Annotated in this window: 14 protein-coding genes and 1 tRNA gene; 6 read left to right on the top strand and 9 right to left on the bottom strand. The window is 41.8% G+C overall.

All coding sequences use genetic code 11. The annotated features are described in order from the left end of the window. Positions 1–4: 4 nt before the first annotated feature. Together HMPREF9447_RS25465 and HMPREF9447_RS25460 are read right to left on the bottom strand one after the other, a co-directional pair. Complete coding sequence (locus HMPREF9447_RS25465) at positions 5–2,197, bottom strand: CRISPR-associated helicase/endonuclease Cas3 (protein WP_044138695.1); 2,193 nt, start codon at positions 2,195–2,197, stop codon at positions 5–7. Between the two features lie 247 nt (positions 2,198–2,444). Beyond that, positions 2,445–3,062: an HU family DNA-binding protein gene (locus tag HMPREF9447_RS25460; RefSeq protein ID WP_009132540.1), complete on the bottom strand. Its 618-nt coding sequence runs from the start codon at positions 3,060–3,062 to the stop codon at positions 2,445–2,447. Between the two features lie 421 nt (positions 3,063–3,483). Between HMPREF9447_RS25460 and HMPREF9447_RS25455 the strand changes: the two genes are divergently transcribed. Further along, positions 3,484–4,005 carry a DapH/DapD/GlmU-related protein gene (locus HMPREF9447_RS25455; protein WP_044138738.1) on the top strand — a complete coding sequence of 174 codons (522 nt, stop codon included), beginning with the start codon at positions 3,484–3,486 and terminating at the stop codon, positions 4,003–4,005. A 5-nt stretch (positions 4,006–4,010) separates the two neighbouring features. Here HMPREF9447_RS25455 and HMPREF9447_RS25450 read toward each other — a convergent pair whose 3' ends face one another. Continuing rightward, positions 4,011–6,518 (bottom strand): GDSL-type esterase/lipase family protein, encoded by a 2,508-nt coding sequence (locus HMPREF9447_RS25450; protein WP_009132538.1) that lies wholly within the window; start codon positions 6,516–6,518, stop codon positions 4,011–4,013. Between the two features lie 304 nt (positions 6,519–6,822). Continuing rightward, positions 6,823–9,150 carry a sensor histidine kinase gene (locus HMPREF9447_RS28965; RefSeq protein WP_009132537.1) on the bottom strand — a complete coding sequence of 776 codons (2,328 nt, stop codon included), beginning with the start codon at positions 9,148–9,150 and terminating at the stop codon, positions 6,823–6,825. Positions 9,151–9,727: 577 nt separating this feature from the next. On the opposite strand from HMPREF9447_RS28965, the gene HMPREF9447_RS25435 reads away from it, so the two are divergent. Continuing rightward, positions 9,728–11,629 (top strand): WG repeat-containing protein, encoded by a 1,902-nt coding sequence (locus HMPREF9447_RS25435; RefSeq protein WP_009132536.1) that lies wholly within the window; start codon positions 9,728–9,730, stop codon positions 11,627–11,629. A gap of 24 nt (positions 11,630–11,653) precedes the next feature. On the opposite strand, the gene HMPREF9447_RS25430 is transcribed toward HMPREF9447_RS25435, so the two are convergent. Together HMPREF9447_RS25430 and HMPREF9447_RS25425 are read right to left on the bottom strand one after the other, a co-directional pair. Beyond that, the gene (locus tag HMPREF9447_RS25430; RefSeq protein WP_009132535.1) at positions 11,654–12,049 is read right to left on the bottom strand and encodes an MmcQ/YjbR family DNA-binding protein; all 396 of its coding nucleotides are present in this window, start codon (positions 12,047–12,049) and stop codon (positions 11,654–11,656) included. A 105-nt stretch (positions 12,050–12,154) separates the two neighbouring features. Further along, positions 12,155–12,238: transfer RNA gene (locus HMPREF9447_RS25425), tRNA-Leu, on the bottom strand. Between the two features lie 157 nt (positions 12,239–12,395). On the opposite strand from HMPREF9447_RS25425, the gene HMPREF9447_RS25420 reads away from it, so the two are divergent. Continuing rightward, positions 12,396–13,481 (top strand): mannose-1-phosphate guanylyltransferase, encoded by a 1,086-nt coding sequence (locus HMPREF9447_RS25420; protein ID WP_009132534.1) that lies wholly within the window; start codon positions 12,396–12,398, stop codon positions 13,479–13,481. A 110-nt stretch (positions 13,482–13,591) separates the two neighbouring features. On the opposite strand, the gene HMPREF9447_RS25415 is transcribed toward HMPREF9447_RS25420, so the two are convergent. The 3 genes from HMPREF9447_RS25415 to HMPREF9447_RS25405 form a co-directional block, all read right to left on the bottom strand. After that, positions 13,592–13,984, bottom strand: a complete 393-nt coding sequence (locus tag HMPREF9447_RS25415) for an HIT family protein (RefSeq protein ID WP_009132533.1) — start codon at positions 13,982–13,984, stop codon at positions 13,592–13,594. 52 nt (positions 13,985–14,036) lie between these two features. Beyond that, a complete protein-coding gene (greA, locus tag HMPREF9447_RS25410; RefSeq protein ID WP_044138693.1) occupies positions 14,037–14,501 on the bottom strand; it encodes a transcription elongation factor GreA in 465 nt (154 codons plus the stop codon). 184 nt (positions 14,502–14,685) lie between these two features. After that, positions 14,686–15,837: a TlpA disulfide reductase family protein gene (locus HMPREF9447_RS25405; RefSeq protein WP_044138735.1), complete on the bottom strand. Its 1,152-nt coding sequence runs from the start codon at positions 15,835–15,837 to the stop codon at positions 14,686–14,688. A 204-nt stretch (positions 15,838–16,041) separates the two neighbouring features. Between HMPREF9447_RS25405 and pnp the strand changes: the two genes are divergently transcribed. The 3 genes from pnp (at position 16,042) to HMPREF9447_RS25390 (ending at position 20,277) form a co-directional block, all read left to right on the top strand. Then, positions 16,042–18,186 carry a polyribonucleotide nucleotidyltransferase gene (gene pnp, locus HMPREF9447_RS25400; RefSeq protein WP_009132530.1) on the top strand — a complete coding sequence of 715 codons (2,145 nt, stop codon included), beginning with the start codon at positions 16,042–16,044 and terminating at the stop codon, positions 18,184–18,186. 169 nt (positions 18,187–18,355) lie between these two features. Next, entirely contained in the window at positions 18,356–18,916 is a 561-nt protein-coding gene (locus tag HMPREF9447_RS25395) for an RNA polymerase sigma-70 factor (protein ID WP_009132529.1), read from the top strand. A 425-nt stretch (positions 18,917–19,341) separates the two neighbouring features. Further along, positions 19,342–20,277, top strand: a complete 936-nt coding sequence (locus HMPREF9447_RS25390) for a FecR family protein (protein WP_009132528.1) — start codon at positions 19,342–19,344, stop codon at positions 20,275–20,277. The last annotated feature ends 102 nt before the right edge of the window (positions 20,278–20,379 follow it).

Here is a 20,379-nt window from a genome sequence, read left to right as displayed (position 1 = left end):
ATCTTTATTTGATTAATATTTCATCTAACCAATGATTCTCTACTATAAGTCCCAGCTTTTCACTATATTGATCTCGATCTGACAATACATAAACTCCTTTGATGATTTCTTCTGCAAGTCCTCCATGCAATAACATGTTGAAGTCTCTATCATGTACGTGAACCATATATTGTCCTATCCGTTTCATAAGCGGGTAAGTCGGACCTTTTTGTTTCAACTCTTCCACAAGTGACAAACTATCATCATAATTGACTATAATGCCTTTTCCTTCATTCTCTATTAAATGAAAATTCAATGCAGCCGTTTTAAAGCAAAGCTCACGAGGTTTATATAACAGGGTTCTAATATCAGCCTTGTCAAAATTCTGCGTCCTGCTATACAACTGTACAAAAAAGCTCCGCATCGTTTCAGGAGCAAACCAATCTGCATCGGGTTGTGTCTGCAGCAATGTAGTCTGCGCATCTACAGAATTGCTGATATACCCCAATGGTAATGGCCTATGTAGCTTAAATACATAAGTAGTCCCCATCGCCAGCTTGCCTTCGCGGTTACAGCGTCCGGCAGCTTGCAAAATTGAATCAAGTCCGGCTTCTTGCCGGAAAACCACCGGAAAATCAATATCGACCCCGGCTTCAATCAATTGAGTAGCAATAACCCGTATAACTTTACAATTTTCATCCTTGAGAAGTTTTTTTATCAATGCTATCGTTTCAGACAAGTGCTTAGGGCACATCATGCGGGACAAATGCAACGTTATCCCTTCATCAGGTAAACGGCTATATATCTCCTGTGCATCCTTGCGAGTATTCACAATGCATAAAACTCTGTCATACCGAGACAAGCGCTGAGCAATAGCATCATAATCACTTCTTTCCTTATCAAAATTCAAGTTCGTACGACGAAGTTTATCATGCAAACAAAGCGATCCGGGTATAATCTCATATATATCTTTTATACCATTAAGCATAGCAAGTCCACTTCCCTTACAATCCCCTTTCAAAGCCGGAAGACTGGCTGTTGTAAACAATATAGTTGTACCAAAGCATCGCTGAAATGTCTTCAACCCATCTACGATAGGTTGCAAATATTCTAAAGGTAACGTCTGCACCTCATCTAATATCAACACACTGTTGCAAAGATTATGCAATTTACGACAAGCTGACGGTTTATTTGAAAACATCGACTCAAATAATTGCACATTCGTAGTAACAATAATAGGATAATCCCAATTTTCAGTTGCGAGCTTCATTTTCAATTTTAGTTCAGCATCCGCAATGTCATCAAAGTCAGTATTCGAATGATGTTCCAGAACATTCTCTTCTCCAAAGATATTTCGTAGCACCTCGGCTGTCTGAACAATAATACTGGTATAGGGTATCGCAATAATTATTCGTTTCTTATGAAACTCCTTAGCATGATTTATCGCCCAAACCAATGAAGAAATTGTTTTTCCACCACCTGTTGGTACTGTTAAACTATAGAACCCGGGAGTTTCTTTGGATTTCTCCAGACATTTCTTCTGGATGATATTGCGAATACGATTAACTGGAGAATCGATCGATTTTATTGCCAATGCAGTCAAGTATGATTCCAATTTAACGGATAATTGCTGTAAATCATTCTTTTGCCCCCGTAACACAGCATTGCCTTCATTCATAAATCTCTCCGTATCAAGAAAGTCGGCGTCTACCAAACATGAATAAAGTAATCGTACAAAATGGTGAAAATCAAATGCGTTCAGTGAACTCAAACGCGAAGGAACTGTCAAGTTTATGTTTTGCCATTCACTATTTATTTCCAAAGGAAGAGGAAGTTTCATTTGTGCTTCAAAGTCACCATAATCATATAGACCGACATGATGCCCCATGATAGGGTTACTTAAAAAAACAGATAAACAGCCATAGTACTTTTGGGCTAACAAAGCACCAACGTAAGCATGCGCTTTATCTTTCCAGGCCATTGCATTAAGATCATACTCAGACGTTTTCCTAATGTAGTTTTGAAAATCATTCTTTTCTTTGCCCTTGTCATGAAGCAGCCCTATGACTTTCCCCCAATCAGCACAATCGAATTCTCCAGCAAACTGTTCTGCTAATTTAGCAACACCTTGATGGTGATCTTCATTACTCTGGACAGGCCATTCATCGGTTGGCAAAGATTTCATTTTTTTTATATGAGAAATAATCATATGGTTCATAAATCTTAAATTAATTATGCCACCTTTCCGAAAGCTAGTTTATAAGTTAGTCGTGCTTCAAATGAACCATCTTAATATAGGTGTCTTTTATAGTATTTCAATATTGTCGATTAACAAATGTATAAATTTACAGGTAATAACGTCAATTTTAATTAATCAATTAATCATATTTAACTTCCCGAATATTTCAGGTACAAATTAAAAACCACCCCACTGTTGTACCTTCTATACTTTATTCTATTTTTTATTATTTATTCCTCATATACACCACATTCCTCCCCGCTCCATACCTCGTCAGCAGCCCGTCTTCAATAAACAGGTTCAGGTCCGTGACCGCCTGCTTCACGCTGCGCCCCGTCAGCCGGGCATACTGCGCACGGTTGATACAAGGATACTGCTGAAAATAATCTTCAAGCAAACGGAAACGTTGCTCCACGGACAGGAGTGGCGCGGAAGACTCGGACTTGGACGCCGACTGCGGATGACGCTCCAACTGCATCTTCTTATCCAGTTCCTTATAAAATTCCTTGCCCAGACGGAAATTCAAACCACGGAGCGTCACCGAAGCGGCACGCAGTTCTTTCTTCTCCATCACTTCGCGCCGGCAGCTTAACGAAGGTGTAAAATAGCCAAGTTCGCCCAACTCTACCGTCCAGCCATCGGCAAGGCAGTCTCGCAACTCATCCATAAAGGAAGCCATGGCGCCCTCCAACAGGCTGCGACTGATGCCGGTGAAAAGATGAACACGGTCCAGAAATTCTTTCCGTTCAATGGTTCCTTTGGGTATGAAACGGGCGTAAAGGGGTTGCTGCTCGCCAGTTTGGCGAATGTCAGGCTTCTCTAAAAGGTCATAATATGCACTCATCTGTATGTTTTTTAGGGGTACTCCACATCGAAAACATGAAGTGCCGGGGTTAAGCTGCCACGCCGCTATCTTTATCTCTTTTCCCTGCGGCGGCTAAGGAAAATCGCAGTAACTATTTATTCTTTCCACCATGGAGAAAGTTTCTTTCCACCACGGGGCTTTTTTCTTTCCACCATGGTGGAAAGAAACTTTCTCCATGGTGGAAAGATTTAATAGAGGCATGCAAATGTACTAATCTTAGGCAACCAAAACAATAGGAAAGCCTAAGAAAAAGATTAATCGACCGCAAAACTGTGAAATTGGTTGGCACATCCGTAATCCGTCTATTAGGATATTGGAATCAAGAGCCTATCTTTGCAGCAAGAAACAATAAAAGACAGAAGAATAGATTGAAATAATGACCTTGAAACAAGTAAAAATGATGGAAGAAATAAGAATAGATTGCGCCAACCAGAGTGAAGCGGATTTGGCTTTGGCAAAAGAACAGATGCAATTGCTTTTCCGCTTAAACCACACCATGCCGATGACAGAAGAATATGACGAATTGCTTCATCTCCTTTTTCCCAACATGGGGGTAAACAGTCGAATCAATACGCCACTTACGGTGGTCCGCGCCCACAATGTGAAAATCGGGAACAATGTTATCATTATGAATGGATGCCTGTTGATGTCCGCTGGTGGCATTACTATTGACGACGAGGCACAGATAGCCGCCAACGTGCAACTTATATCCAATAATCATGACCTTGAAAACCGGATGATTATTACTTGTAAGCCTGTACACATTTGCCGTCGGGCATGGATAGGAGCCGGCGCCACCATTCTCCCCGGTGTGACCATCGGAGAAAACAGTGTGGTAGGGGCCGGGAGTGTGGTAACTCGCAATGTAGAGCCCAATACCATAGTGGCCGGCAATCCGGCACGGGTAATTAAAAAGATATAAGAAAGTTATTGATTCACCACGAAGTTGCGTATCTGACACTCTGTCCCGACACCTTTAGTCACCCGTAAACGTAGTGTATGACGGCCCGGAGCAAGTTCCGTTTCAAACATATATACCCACGGGATGTATAGCTTCCGGCTCCAATCCGTAAATGTATCCAACTTCTTGAAGGGAGCGCCGTCTACACTATATTCCAGCACACAGGCTTGCGGACCGGCCGCACAGAAGATGCCCACCGCGCGACCTTCGAAAGGGAAAGAGAGACTGGCTCCGGCGCGGTCGGCCACCAACATAGGAACATGTACAAAGCCTTTGCGGGTATTTCCTTTCACCACAGGCACCCAGTCGTCTGCTATCTTCCAGCCACGCAGTTGTTCAGCCGAGCGAATGTCAACAAACGTGCCCTTATCATAAGAATAAGCGTCTATCGGTTTTTCCGGCATCTCATGCGTCTGAACGGTTTTCTTTACTATATCACCCTGCCACTCAAGGTCGAAAAGGCGGTTGATGGCGGCGGCATAATACTTATGACCGTCCCAGGCAGGATGCGTACCACCGAAATATTTCCAGTCGAACTCACCGTCACGCATGCGGCGCGCCACTTCTTCCGCCAAGTTGATAGAAGAAACATAGTAATGGTTGGCTACGCTCTCATGGTTCATAATCACCTGGGGCTGTATGCCTTTGTCCAGCAAAGGAATGAACGGGTCGTAAATAAAATGAAGCATGACAATGTCCATTTCGGGATTTGAAGTACGCGCATGGCGAACAATGCCCTCCATTCCCCGGATTTGCTGAATATAGTTGAAGGAATTAGTATCATCGTTCACCGCTGCCTCAACAAACAACAAATCGGGCATGCCTTTCTGCAAAACGTCATTTTCGAACCGGAAAGCATGAGGGGTAGTCCCGGTAGAAGGTATTCCGGCATCAATAAAGGTAAATTCCGTATCGGGGAAGCGTTGTCTCAAATCTTCCTGTATCATATTCCGCCAGCCGCGCATTTCGGTGATGGAACCGCCGAGGAAAGCAACACAGCCTTTCTTCTCTTTTGTGAATTTCAGATAAGAGTTGGCAAGGTTTCCACGCTGGTGAATCACTTGTTTCTTCTGATAATCCGGTTGGTTGCGGACAATGAAATCGACCACCGGCTCCGGATTTTCCAGGCTGTGGGGATGATGGTCGCAACCGGGTTTCACGATGATTTCCATAAGTCCGCCCAAAGCACGATAGCGTTCGGCGGCAATCTTCATGTGCAGTTCATAGGGCACCGTCTTGTCGCTATCCCCACAGACACCGATGGCAGGAATACCTGCTGCTGCCAGAGGGGCCAGATTATCAATAGGATTGCCTTTGAACTCTTTCGCATTCTCTTCGGTCAATCCCCATTCGGCAAGGAAACCCTCCCAGAAACTGCGCTCCCAGTTCTTAGCGAAATAAAGCATATCGCACACCGGGGCATCCACATAGATACATGCCACTTTATCAGGGTTCTTTGCTCCCCAGTTGAAAGCAAACAGACCGCCACGGCTGAAACCTTCGAGCGTCACTTTGGGAGACAATCGATAATATCTGCGCATAATATCGTAGAAATCGTTACCCAAGCGTTGCGCACGGAGGCTGCCATAAAGATGCGTCAAATCATAATAAGCAACATGGAAACCTTTTTCCAGCAAAGCTTTATCTACCGAGGGGAAAGCTCCAAAGAAAGCGGGACGCCATATCCAGGGACGGCCTTCAGCCACTTTTTGAGGAACGACTACTGTAGCTTGACGGGCATTGCAAATGAAATCATAGCGGTCGAAACCTTCCCATTGGGACTTCTTACCGGGAAAGGGCTGGTCCGTAATGATGGCAGGCGCTTCATTGCCAGTCAGTGTACGGTAAAGTTCGCCGGCTATCAGGGCGGCACCCTGTTCATTGGGATGAATGCCATCGGTATAGTAATCGGGATGCGGCTTCAGTAGTTCATAAAGGTCAACAACTGGCAGATGGCGTTTCTTTGCAACATTACGTATCACAGGAATGATGCCATTTGTAATGACACTATCATTGATACCAAAATTTGAATTAACCGCCGGTACAGGCAAACAAAGATATATCTTAGGCTTTGAAGGTAAATCCTGAAGAATATCCAGCATCTCTGTCAAATCCTTCTTGAAATCTTTTCCGTAACGCCAGTTCCATGGTTTACTATCATTAGTTCCTAACTTTATAGTGACAATATCCGGCTGAAATGCCAGAAGGTCACGGAACTTTTGTTCGTGCATATAAGGACGGTCCCCTTTGTTCAGCAGTACGCGACCGCTAATTCCGAAGTTACGGACATCATATCCCTCGCCTAAAAGTTGGGAGAGTAATCCCGGATAACTGTTTTGAAACTGGTTCTTGATTCCTGAACCGTAAGTGATGCTATTGCCTACACAGGCAATCTTTACAGGTTTCTTTTCTTGTGCCACCGCCCACAGGCTGAACAAGCACAAAAAAAGCAAAAGAATGCTTTTTCTCCTCATGGTATTTTGATTTAATTCTATGCACTATAGAGTTTTTCACCGACACAAAGATACATTTTTTAGAAATACAGAACCAATTTGTTTCTGAAATGTTACCCAAGCCTGAAATAAACCTAAACCAATAGAGAATGAAAAAATTAATGCTAACAGTGCCATCTATTATGGTAACTATGTGGGTGGGAAATTAACTCCGCTATATGGATATTATAATGTCAAGGATGGAAATTTCTACCAAGATGCTTATAACCGGTTCAGAAATGAATGAAATCAGATTTGAACACGAATGGATAATAATAAAACTACTTTATGAGAATATAGAACGGTGTGCACTCATCTTCTCATAGGGCAGCGTAAACCAGAAAGTAGAGCCTTTGCCCAACTCCGACTCCACCCCTATCTCACCTTTAAGTTCTTTGACTATATTCTGTGAGATAGCCAGTCCCAAGCCTGTTCCTTGCTTAAATGAGTCAAGCTTCACGAAGCGATTGAATATGGCTTCTATATTCTCAGGCGGTATGCCCGTGCCCGTGTCAGTTACGAAGAAACGTATATAGCCATCTTTCGGCAAATCATAACCTATGGAAATGCTTCCGGCAGTGGTGAACTTCATGGCATTACTAATAAAGTTATTCATGACTTGGGTAATTCTGCGCTGGTCAGTATACAATAACAGTTCGGCCAACGGAGTGACAGTAATCAGGTCAACATGTTTATTGGTTAACCTGATTCGGGTAGTCTGCTCTATTTCGGACAGCATCTTATTGATGTCTATATTGGCATAAACATACTCCAATGTGCCCGCCTCAATTTTAGACAGGTCCAGAATGTCATTGATGAGTTGCAACAAAAGCTCATTGTTCTGTTCGATGATGCTAAGATATTCCACCCTTTCCTCTTCTGAAACATCTGTAGCCAATATACTCGAGAAACCGACTATAGCATTAAGCGGAGTACGTATCTCATGACTCATATTAGCTAGAAAAGCCGACTTAATACGATTAGATTCTTCAGCTTCCTCTTTCGCCAGTCGCAGTTTGCGTTCCATAATTTTCAGGTCGGTAATCTCCCAAGCTGTATAGACAATCCATTTGCGACCGTCGGAGAAGGTAATAAGATTATTATTCTGGAAGGTAAAACACTCTTCATTCTTATTGGTGAAGAAACGTCTTATACCCGACTGGGCATTATTCGTTCTCACCAGTTCTTCATCTTCTTTCCTTATCAGTTTTGCAGCTTGCGGCATGACATCAAAGTCTGTTTTTCCGATAGCGTCTTTAGCCGGGTACTCAAAGAGTTCCTCTGCCTTCTTATTCCAGAAAGTATAACGCATATTGTTGTCCACGTCTTTCACCTTGGCAGCAATAGGAAGGTTATCAAGAATGTTCTCCAACAGATGCAGATGCTTTTCACGCTCCCTTTCTCTCAGAGTTTTTATACGCCTGTTCATAAAGAAGAATAAAATGAAAACAACTGCACCTCCCAGAACAATTACAACATAAGTCATATTCCTCTGGATGAAGCCGGGTGGAACATCATGGAAAATAACATCTTGCGGAATGTTTCTTAAAGCAACTCCCTTATCAAGCAATGTCTGGTAATTGAGATGCGTATCAGGTGTACCAGCAATAATTGTCTTCGCCTGATAGGTATCATCATCCTTTAGTGCGCTCTTTATCTCACTGATAACTGAATTTTCTATTTCAAGACTACTGATATAATGTCCGCCTACGAATAGCGAACAACTCTCTGTGTATTGATCCGACAAAGTAAAAACCGGATTTTTAGCAGCATCGGAAATGTAAGAGTGCATTCTCTCGTCGGGATAGTACCGCTCGGACAAGCTTTGACTGGATATATTCACCCATGAACAGTAAATAATGCCGGTTTCCTTGCCATACGTAGCAATTTCATGGAGCATTGTTTCCGAATTTGTGTAAGGATAAGTAATAAATTCCAATTCCAACTCCGGAAAGCATTGTTGATGGAGTTCTTCAAATTCTTTACGAATCAAAGAACAGACAAACCTGTCATCCGACAATAAAACAACCTTTTTCATATCAGGAGTGATCTGCTTCATCAGATGTACAGTCTCCCGAATATAAACAGGTATGTTTATCGCAGCAATATTATAACGCTCCAGCATCTCAGGCGTAGTTATAATTTGGTCAGCAGTGATATCTTCGCCACCATAATACTTATTTATATCTTCCGGCAGATGTGGCACCGAATGACAAATAATGGTGGGCACATCTTTCCAAATAGTATCAAAAAGCGGTTGGCACACATACCATCCCGGAGCACCTATGATTACAACGGCTTTTGGGGGAGTTGAATATTTATTCTTCAGATAATCAGTTTTCTGATCTATCTCTTCCTGGTTATGAAACTGCCAAATGGTAAGAGCTTCCGAATATACCTTAAATGAATCTTCCTGATTGAATGTTTTCTCTACAGCCTCAAGCAAATCATAGGCCCATTTCTCACGAAAGGTAGAAGAACTAATAAAAACAATATATTCCTGATTTTTTGTATCAGCCATCACTCTGGGAGCAAACGAAAGGCAAGCGAGAATAGTTATCGCAAGTATTCGGAATGTCAAAGGAGGATACAGAAGTATATTCTGATTTGGCATAGAGATAAAGATTTAAATATAAAACAGCAAAAGCCTCTCAACTAATTGCTGCAAAGTTAGAAAAAAATAAATGCATAAGAAGTTTCAAGTGATAAATTTGCTTTTTACGTTCATATTTTTGCTATTTATATCCTTTAAAGTACTTTTCCTAAGGCAATACCCCTGTTGGAACTTCAATAACGCGGTATGGATACTTCTTACGGACACCCCTTTCTTTCTCCCATTCAAGCTCTTCATACTTTTGTTGGTAAGTTGCAAGTGAATAGCTATTTCTTATCTGGTAAATGGCCTGCATAATAAAGCTTCCCGGCAAACGTACAAAAAGGCATAAAAACAAAAAGCGAACAAAAGTCCAATAAGAATGCTCGTTATCAACCTGCCACGTGGTATGGTAGGCAGGTTAGTGTAGGCATGCAAATATTTATGTTTCAGCGCCATATTGCATAAATTACAGAAACGATATTCTTCGAAAAAAAATCTCTTCATATCAGAAAAATCAGTAACTTTACAAAGTTACTGATTATCAGCTATAATATCCTGATATCACACCAAAATATTCACGTAAATAAAAAGTGCTATGAAACGAATTATCACACTATTCATATTTGTGCTATTAGTCAAGAATATAGCCTTTTGCCAAAACAATGAAATAGAATACTATGAGTACGAAGTATACACGTATGATAGCATAGGAACACCTATCTTAATTGAAGATCCGGAATACAAAGTAATTGCAACAGAAGACGAATCTACATATGGAATCAAAAACAGGAATGGTGAAATAGTAATAGCTCTTGGAAAATATCAGTCTCTATCCCAAGTGGCCCGAGGAATGATTATAGCACAAAAGGATGGAAAAGCCGGTATTATAGACATAACGGAAAGAACTTTGGTTCCTTTTATTTATGACAACATGAGAAGCTTCTCATGTTGTCCGGATTTAGCCCCAGTTATAAAAAACGGTAAACAAGGATTCATTAACCGGAAAGGAGATATCACTATCCCTTTAGAGTACGATGCAGACCCAGATTTGCACTTAGCCTATTTCTACAAACCGGGACTTGCCATTTTAATGAAAAATGGCAAATATGGAGTTATAGATTCCTGCAATAATGCAATTATTCCATTCAAATACTCCAAAATAGAATGGTTTTCAAATCAAGACTGCTTTATAATTACTAACGAAAAGAAATGGGCCTGTTTCTCTTTTGAAGGAAAGCCACTATCTGATTTTAGTGATTATATTATTATAAGTCAAAGTGAATCAAGCGCACTCCCTGCTAACAATCGCCTAAATGTTCCCATACCAATAACCACAAGCAAACATCAAAAGGAATATGCTTATATTGACAAATCTCAGCATATAATAGTCCCATTCGGAGTTTATGACTATATCGAACCTTTCGGGTTAGGGCGAAAAGCAATTGTAGCCAATAAAGGCAGATATGGAATTATCGATGAACATGGAAAGCTTGTATTACCTCTTACTTATGATCTCATTGAACGCCCTTCAAGATATTCTGACTATGCAAATATCTTTGTGGCTACTAAAGGTAATAAAATAACAATCCTCAATGAACATGCTAATGCGATTCCAACAGAAGGTATCGTATCATATAGATACGGTAATGCAGATCTTTTAGTATCAGACATACACAACAAAAAAGGGCGAGTCAATTATAATGGTCAATTAACCATACCATTCGAATATGATACACTATTTCATTTTAATGACACCACAATTATAGCCACTAAGGGCAATAGATATGGCCTCATTTCGAGAGAGAATCAAATAATCAAACCATTTGAATATAGAAAAATATATCAACTGACAAGTGATCTTGTCTTTATCAACAGAGAAGGCAAAGCGGGAATATATGACGAGGAAGGCAAGATTAAAATCCCCTTTGAATATGATGCGATTTATGATACATTTTATAATGACTTTGATCCACTTAAGACCAAATACATAGTCATCAAAGAGGGAAAGGTCGGCACCATCGATATTCATAACAATATAGTCATTCCCATTATTTATGACGGACTCTCCGGCTGGGTAGAATATGGACCGGATGCACATTTCGTAAAAAATAAAGGAAAATACGGTTTAATATCTCATGAAGGAAAAATCATCATTCCTATAGAATACGATTATGTGGATATTCCCCTTGCCGGAGTCATCAGGGTCCGTAGGAATGGAAAATACGGAGTCATATCATGGAAAAACGAAGAAATCCTGCCATGTATATACGATAATCTCATTGATGATATCCCGTACTCTGACCTTGAAGAACAAGAAGGGAAATTAGCCGTTTTGCAAAACGAAATCTGGAGTTATTATGATTTGAAAGGTAATCTTATCCGCAAGAATATTTCCATAAAAGAAATTATGGAGAATTATGGGAATAGATTTGCATGGGGAGAACCCTCCAATGAAAAAGACGACTTCGATATACATCAAGCCAACAAAAATTATTAGCCAATATGAAAAATATGTCTTCTATCATTCATCTTGAAAAGTTACATCACCCGATTGTAGCATTTCCTGTTCCTTCTTCGTCAGGCTCTTGACCACAATTTCATAGGATTTTCTTACCAACTCCTTAATCTGAGTATCCGGTACATCTTGATTGAAATAAACACTAATCCAATATTTCTTATTCATATGCCAGCCCGGTTTTATGCTAACATACCTACTTTGCAGTTCGCCCGATTCTTCCGGATTGCACTTGATACAACAAAAATCAAAGATTTCGATATTTACAAAACAGAACCATTTATCCAACACGTAAAAGCACAGAACATCACGACTGTATCTATCAGCCACATTGGGAAATGGCATTTTCTCATGAACACCTTCAAATGAAAGGCAGTATTCTCTGAAATCTTCAATATTCATATTTCTCAAGCATTAAATCATAAAAGCGAATATACCAGCAAATCCATAAATTACGAGGAGTAGAAAAGAAAAACGGAGAAAGTTTTTCAACTTTCTCCGTTTCAGTACCCAGACCCGGGGTCGAACCGGGATGGAAGTGAATCCACTGGTGTTTGAGACCAGCGCGTCTACCGATTCCGCCATCTGGGCATGCTTGATTTCTCAATTGCGGTGCAAAGATACGGTTTTTTTCTAAACCTGCAATACTTTTCCTAAAAAAAGGAGAAAAAAGTCATAAAACTCTCTACAAAGATTCCGTGTTTCCAAAATATAGTGTACTTTAGCAGAAACTTTTAAAACAAACGATATGACAACAAATAAGGATAACTTCTGCGTTATCATGGGTGGAGGTATCGGTAGCCGATTCTGGCCATTCAGTCGAAAAACGCTCCCAAAACAGTTTCTGGACTTCTTTGGCACAGGCCGGTCGCTGCTTCAACAAACTTTCGACCGCTTCAATAAAGTTATTCCTACAGAGAACATACTTATCGTTACAAACGACTTGTACGCCGATCTTGTAAAGGAACAGCTCCCAGAATTGAATCCCGAACAGATTCTTCTGGAACCTACACGCAGAAATACTGCCCCCTGCATCGCATGGGCAGCCTATCACATCCGCGCATTAAATCCGAATGCGAATATCGTGGTAGCTCCGTCCGACCATTTGATTCTGAAAGAAGGCGAATTCCTTGATGCCATTGAAAAAGGCCTGACGTTTGTATCCCAATCAGAAAAGCTGCTCACCCTCGGAATTAAGCCCAACCGCCCTGAAACAGGTTACGGTTATATACAAATAGCTGAACAAACAGGAGATAACTTCTATAAAGTGAAGACCTTCACCGAAAAGCCGGAATTGGAATTAGCCAAAGTATTCGTAGAAAGCGGAGAGTTTTATTGGAACTCCGGACTTTTCATGTGGAATGTAAACTCAGTCATCAAGGCCGTGGAAGCACTGCTCCCCGAACTGGCATCCAAATTAGCTCCGGGCAAGGATGTATACGGCACATCGTCCGAGAAGGCATTCATTAATGAAAACTTCCCCGCCTGTCCCAATGTTTCCGTCGACTTCGGCATCATGGAAAAGGCAGACAATGTATATGTTTCATTAGGAGACTTCGGCTGGTCGGACTTAGGCACATGGGGGTCTTTATATGACCTATCCCCAAAAGACGAAGGAGGAAATGTCACCTTGAAATGTCAGTCATTGCTATACGAAAGTAAAGACAATATCGTGGTACTCCCACAAAACAAACTCGCCGTCATCGACGGACTGGAAGGCTATCTCATTGCCGAATCAGACAATGTGCTGCTTATCTGCAAAAAAGACGAAGAACACTCCATCCGCAAATATGTAAACGATGCGCAAATAAAATTGGGCGAAGACTATATTTAATTGAGAACTGAAAATTGAAAGCTCATGCTTTCAGACAACAGATAAAAGAAACGGGGACTGAAGTGGATTCAGTCCCCGTTCTTATTATATAAAAGGAAGGAGTATTATTATCAGAGCACCGCCCGAATCGCTTCGGCAACCGCCTTGAATTCTTCATCAGAAAGTTTCAACTTCGGATTAGAAAACAACATATCCGATTCTTTCTGCATAGGGATAAGATGAATGTGCGCATGAGGCACTTCCAGGCCAATCACCGCTTCACCCACTTTTTTGCAAGGGAAAGCTTTCTCAATGGCGCGTGCCACCTTCTTGGCAAAAACGTGCATTGCCGCCAAATCTTCATCATTCAAGTCGAAGATATAATCCACTTCCTGCTTGGGAACGACCAACGTGTGACCTTTCACCAACGGATTGATGTCCAGAAATGCAAAGAACTTATCATCCTCTGCCACCTTATAGCTCGGTATTTCACCTGCGATAATTCTGCTGAATATTGTTGCCATAGCTTTTATGTATATAAAATAAGGCAAGCCCGCATGCGGACCTGCCTTAAGATTAAATTGATATGTTCATTACTTCAAGGTGAATCATGCCCTGTGGTACTTTGATTTCAGTTACATCACCCACCTTCTTGCCAAGCAAACCTTGTGCAATCGGGGTGTTAACCGAAATTTTACCTTCTTTCAGGTTGGCTTCGCTTTCCGAAACAATGGTATAAGTCATCTTCATTCCATTCTTTACATTCTTCAGTTCCACCTTATTCAATATCTGCACGGAGTCTGTTTTCAGCTTGGACTCATCAATAATCTTGGCATCTCCGATAACCATTTTCAATTTATTGATTTTCATCTCAAGCATACCCTGAGCTTCTTTGGCAGCATCATACTCTGCATTCTCCGACAAGTCACCTTTATCACGTGCTTCGGCTATTGCAGCCGAAATCTTAGGACGTTCTACCGTCTCCAATTCTTTCAGTTCGGCCATCAATTTCTTGTAGCCTTCTTCTGACATATAAGCCATACTTTTTTTCCTCCTTTTAAGTTTCTAAATGGTATTATATAACAAAAAAGAATTCCAACATGGTCAGCATGCTGGAACCCTCTTCGATTTTTCTTTTGCAAAGATAGCCTTTTAATTAATGCGTGTCAAGCAAAAATTGCTGCTATGTAACATATTTAAATAAAAACTTCTAATTTATAACAAGTTACAACAGTGCTTTCACCGCAGCATCCAGGTCTTTTATAGTCTCTCCGCGAGCACTCAACTCACTATTCCGGTTAATCAGGAACAGCGACGGCACTTCTTTAACGTTGTACATGGCGGCCACATTAGAGTAAATTCCATTTGCATCCCGCACGCAAATCCAAGGCAAATTATCAGCCGTTGTTTTCCAGAAATGTTCGTCTGCATCCAGTGAAACCTGATAAATCACCAAGCCCTGATCCTTATATTTAGTATACAGGTCGTTCAATAAAAAATTATGAGGAGCGGAAGCTGCACTCTGATAAATGGTGAAGTCCAGCAATACGACTTTACCTTTCAGTTCGCTCAACTTATGAGTATTCCCCTTCATGTCGCGAAGGCTGATGTCAATGATACCGGTTTCTGAAATAGCCTCTTCCGGCAATTCCAACACTTTTTGCTGTGGTGCACGGGTATTCTTCATTCCTTTAATCACAATATTATAGAGATTCTTGGAACGGTCCGCATGCGGATAAAAGTTATTCAGGCTGGTTGCCACTGCTGCAAAGCATTTGATGTCTTCTTTGCTGTTCAAGGGGTCGAAGATAAGATAATTATTCAACTTCTGAAACAGAGCAAAATAAGCGGCAGCAGTATTGGGAGCCGCAAAAATATATTTTGTTTTCACATCATCTTTATAGTCTTTCATCAAGGCAGCCAGTTCTTCTTCAAAAACATCGGCACCTATCTGATGAGACTGCATTTTCTTAATCAGTTCATTTACCCGATTCTGCAATTGCACCTGCTTCAATGTCAGTTCCTTGATCTTAGCACTGTTTGCCGAGCCTTCCACCGTATAGGCGGTTGCAAAATCAGCATACGGAGCTTTCAGTTCGACAGTTTCCGTAGAGTCTACTGAGAAATTGATAACTTTGTCGTCCACGCGCAAGCGGTAGAACTCCGGAGATTCCGGACGTGTTTGTTTGAAACTGAAAGAACCGTCACCCTTCAATTTAACAGAATCCAAGGGCACAACACCTTCCAAAGCGGCAGCTTCCAGATACAACGTCTTGCCGTCGGCACCTGAAACTTCGCCTTCAACTTTGAATTTCGGTTCAGAATTACATGCGCTCAATGCCAAAGCGGCGAGCGCAACAAAACAGATCTTTTTCATATTTAGCTTCTTAATTTCTATTAGAAAGAACATGCAAATATAGTTCTTTTCAAGTTTAGTCAAAGCATTTTCATAGCTTCTTCCACCCGGAAATTTAAAAAAATAGTCAATTAGGAACTTTTTCATCTCATTCCCACTTGATTACATGAATAAATATGTATCTTTGCACGAATTTTGAAAGAAAAAATAGATAAAACATTTTTTATGATTAACCCAATTGTTAAGACGATCGAGCTTCCTGATGGCAGAACCATCACACTCGAAACGGGAAAGCTGGCAAAACAGGCAGACGGTTCTGTAATGCTTCGTATGGGTAACACCATGCTTCTTGCTACTGTTTGTGCCGCTAAGGACGCAGTTCCCGGAACAGATTTCATGCCGTTACAGGTAGAGTACAAAGAGAAATTCTCCGCATTCGGACGTTTCCCCGGCGGTTTCACCAAGCGTGAAGGACGTGCTTCGGACTACGAAATCCTCACCTGCCGCCTCGTGGACCGTGCTCTCCGCCCCCTATTCCCCGATAATTACCACGCAGAGGTATATGTAAATATCATCCTCTATTCTGCCGATGGCGTTGATATGCCGGACGCATTGGCAGGGCTTGCCGCTTCTGCCGCTCTTGCAGTTTCAGATATTCCCTTCAACGGACCGATCTCCGAAGTACGTGTAGCACGCATCGACGGACAATTCGTTATCAACCCGACTTTCGATCAACTGGAAAAAGCTGACATGGACCTTATGGTTGGTGCCACTTATGAAAACATCATGATGGTGGAAGGTGAAATGAATGAAGTATCCGAACAGGACTTGCTGAACGCCATGAAGGCCGCTCACGAAGCTATCAAAGTGCAGTGTCAGGCACAAAAAGAATTGGCTGAAGCAGTTGGTTCTACCGTAAAACGCGAATATTGCCACGAAGTAAACGACGAAGAATTGCGCAAAGCAGTTCGCGAAGCTTGCTACGACAAGGCTTATGCCATCGCAGCTTCCGGCAACAACAACAAGCACCAGCGCATGGAGGCTTTCGATGCTATCCGCGAAGAATTCAAAGCACAGTTCAGCGAAGAAGAATTGGCTGAAAAAGCTGCTTTAATCGACCGCTACTATCACGATGTAGAAAAAGAAGCTATGCGTCGCAGCATTCTGGACGAAGGCAAGCGCCTCGACGGACGTAAGACTAACGAAATCCGCCCCATCTGGAGTGAAATCAGCTACCTGCCCGGACCTCATGGTTCTGCTGTCTTCACCCGCGGTGAAACCCAATCTCTGTCTACCGTAACACTCGGTACCAAATTGGATGAAAAGATTATCGACGATGTACTGGAACATGGCAAGGTACGCTTCTTACTGCACTATAACTTCCCTCCGTTCTCTACTGGAGAAGCCAAAGCACAACGTGGTGTAGGCCGTCGTGAAATCGGTCACGGTCACTTGGCATGGCGTGCGCTGAAAGGCCAGATTCCTGCTGACTATCCGTACGTAGTACGCGTAGTATCCGATATTCTCGAATCTAACGGTTCTTCTTCTATGGCTACCGTTTGTGCCGGAACTCTGGCATTGATGGATGCAGGTGTGAAGATCAAGGAACCGGTATCAGGTATCGCTATGGGATTGATCAAGAATGCAGGTGAAGAGAAATATGCCGTATTGTCCGACATCCTCGGTGACGAAGACCACTTGGGCGATATGGACTTCAAAGTAACAGGTACAAAGAACGGTATCACTGCTACCCAGATGGACATCAAGGTAGACGGCCTTTCATATGAAATCCTGGAACGCGCTTTGAACCAGGCCAAAGAAGGACGCATGCACATCCTCGGCAAGATTCTGGAAACCATCCAGGAACCTCGCGAAGAACTGAAACCTCATGCTCCACGCATCGAAACGATGACTATTCCTAAAGAATTTATCGGCGCCGTAATCGGCCCCGGCGGAAAGATCATCCAAGGTATGCAAGAAGAAACCGGTGCTACCATCACTATCGAAGAGGTGGACAACATCGGAAGAATCGAAATCTCCGGAACCAACAAGAAGAGCATTGACGACGCTATGCGCTTGATTAAGGGTATCGTTGCCGTACCGGAAGTTGGCGAAGTATACAAAGGCAAAGTACGCTCAGTGATGCCTTACGGTGCTTTTGTTGAATTCCTGCCGGGTAAAGACGGTTTGCTGCACATTTCTGAAATCGACTGGAAACGTCTGGAAACTGTAGAAGAAGCCGGTATCAAAGAAGGTGACGAAATTGAAGTGAAATTGCTCGATGTAGATCCGAAGACCGGTAAATTCAAGCTTTCACGCAAGGTATTGTTGCCAAGACCAGAAAGACAAGAAAGACCGGAAAAGAAATAAGATTTTCCTTATTCCTTATTATATTAAGCCCGACGGAAACCCGCCGGGCTTTCTTTTTGTAAAAAAAGATAAGACTAAATCCGAAAAACTCTTTCATAATTTTGCGTATTCCGAAAAGATTATGTTACTTTACCCTACGAACCTTAAATAAAAGAGAAAACATTTAAGAATGCTTGCCTCCGAGAACCTACATACTATGGATTTATTTTCTCGTTTCTTTCGTGAGAATCAGGAAAAGTTCCTCGCATTTGCCTATTCCTATATCAGAAGTTGGGCGGAAGCGGAGGATATTCTTATGGAATCCATGATTTCTCTGTGGGAATGCCGCGAACGCTGGGAAGAAGATAAAAGCCTGCATCCCTTGCTCCTTACCATCATCAAAAACAAAGCCCTTAATTATCTGGAACGTGAGCAGACACGCTTGCGCATCGAAGAAGATTTGAATTCACACCGTCAGCGCGAACTGAATTTCCGTATCGCAACCTTAAAGGATTGCGAACCCGACAAAATTTTCAGCACAGAGATACAGCACATTGTGAACAAAGCATTGGAGAAAATGCCGTCACAAAGCCGGGAGATATTCATGCTCAGCCGCTACAGCAACCTGCCGAACAAGAGAATTGCCGAACAACTGAATGTCTCCCTCAAAACTGTAGAATTTCATATCACCAAGGCATTGCGCATCCTGCGCGTTGAATTGAAGGATTATCTGGCCTCCATCCTCCTCTGACAAAACCTATTTTTTTTCTTTGCAAATATAAATAAAAGACATATGTTTGTATTAATGCAGTACCTTGACACATTGCAGATAAAACAATTTCTTCCATAACCGAAAAATAGAACAAAAAGACCCGGTTCATATCTGGTCCGCACCCTCTTTGTACCCTCCTCGTATCCGCTTCGCTCTTTTTATTCCTCTATAGAAGCGAAGGGAACACGAACTTAATGTAAACCGGAAGAGTTTCCGACCAAAACCCAAGTTAAAATTCAGGGCATATCCGAGTGATAAAGTCGCAATAAATCCTCCTTTTCTCTCCTTTTCAAAGAAAAAACAAAAAAAGTTTCATTTTCCGTTAGGGTAGTGGCGAGCTCACCTGTATTAATTACAGAAGGGGAGGAAAAACCTCTCTTAGCCAACGAACAATTTGAGTACGTATGAACCAAGAATTATTATATAAGTATTTTAAAGGAGCTGCAACCATTGAAGAAGAAAAGCGCATCCTCAATTGGGTGGAAGCCTCGGAAGAAAATCGGGAGGCTTTCTTGAAAGAACGTATGATGTTCGACGTCGCCCTGTTCTCCAATCGGCAGGATGCAAAGAAAAAGACAGTACACCTGACTCCGATACTCAAATGGGGAATGCGTGCAGCAGCCGTTATCATGATAGGAGTATGCGGCTACTTCATGACGAACGATTATTTATATAACAAATTAGCCCAACCGCAAACCGTCACCGTCCCTGCCGGACAGCGCGCACAAATCACCCTTGCCGACGGCACACGTGTATGGTTGAACGCACAATCCACATTGACTTATACCTCCAACTTCGGACGCGATGAAAGAAATGTGGAACTGGATGGCGAAGCTTACTTTGAAGTAGCCAAAAATAAAGATATTCCGTTCTACATACATACAGAAATGAATAATGTGAGAGTAGTCGGCACCTGTTTCAACGTCTGTGCCTACAAAGGGAGCAAAGAATTTGAAACAACTCTCGTAGAAGGTATCGTAGACATCTACCCTGCCAATAACAACAAAGTAATCACCCGCTTGCAGAAAGATGAATTCTTTGCAAACTACGACGGGAAGTACAAGAAGACCATACTCCCCTCCTATGAGTATCTACGCTGGAAAGAAGGATTATATTGCTTTGACGATGTGCCTTTCAGCGGCATACTTGACAAGCTTGAGAAATATTACAATGTGAAAATCACAGTGGCAGATCCCGAGTTGCTGAATTATGACAGTTGCACCGGGAAGTTCCGCGAACAAGATGGGATAGAACATATTCTGCGTACAATTTCAAAAGACCATCCTTTTGAGTTCAGTATCAACGAAGAAAAAGACTCCATTACCATCTACAAAAAGTAATTTGATATCAAAAATAAAACCTTAAAATTTAGTACTAACCTCTTAAACTGAAAAGCATTATGAAATAAAAGAAACAGTCAACTAATCCCCCCTACAAAAAAG

The sequence above is a fragment of the Bacteroides oleiciplenus YIT 12058 genome (genome assembly GCF_000315485.1).
GTDB classification, from domain to species: Bacteria; Bacteroidota; Bacteroidia; order Bacteroidales; family Bacteroidaceae; genus Bacteroides; species Bacteroides oleiciplenus.
The sequence above is the reverse complement of the archived record's forward strand: the minus strand, read 5'-3'. Positions and strand labels throughout refer to the sequence as shown.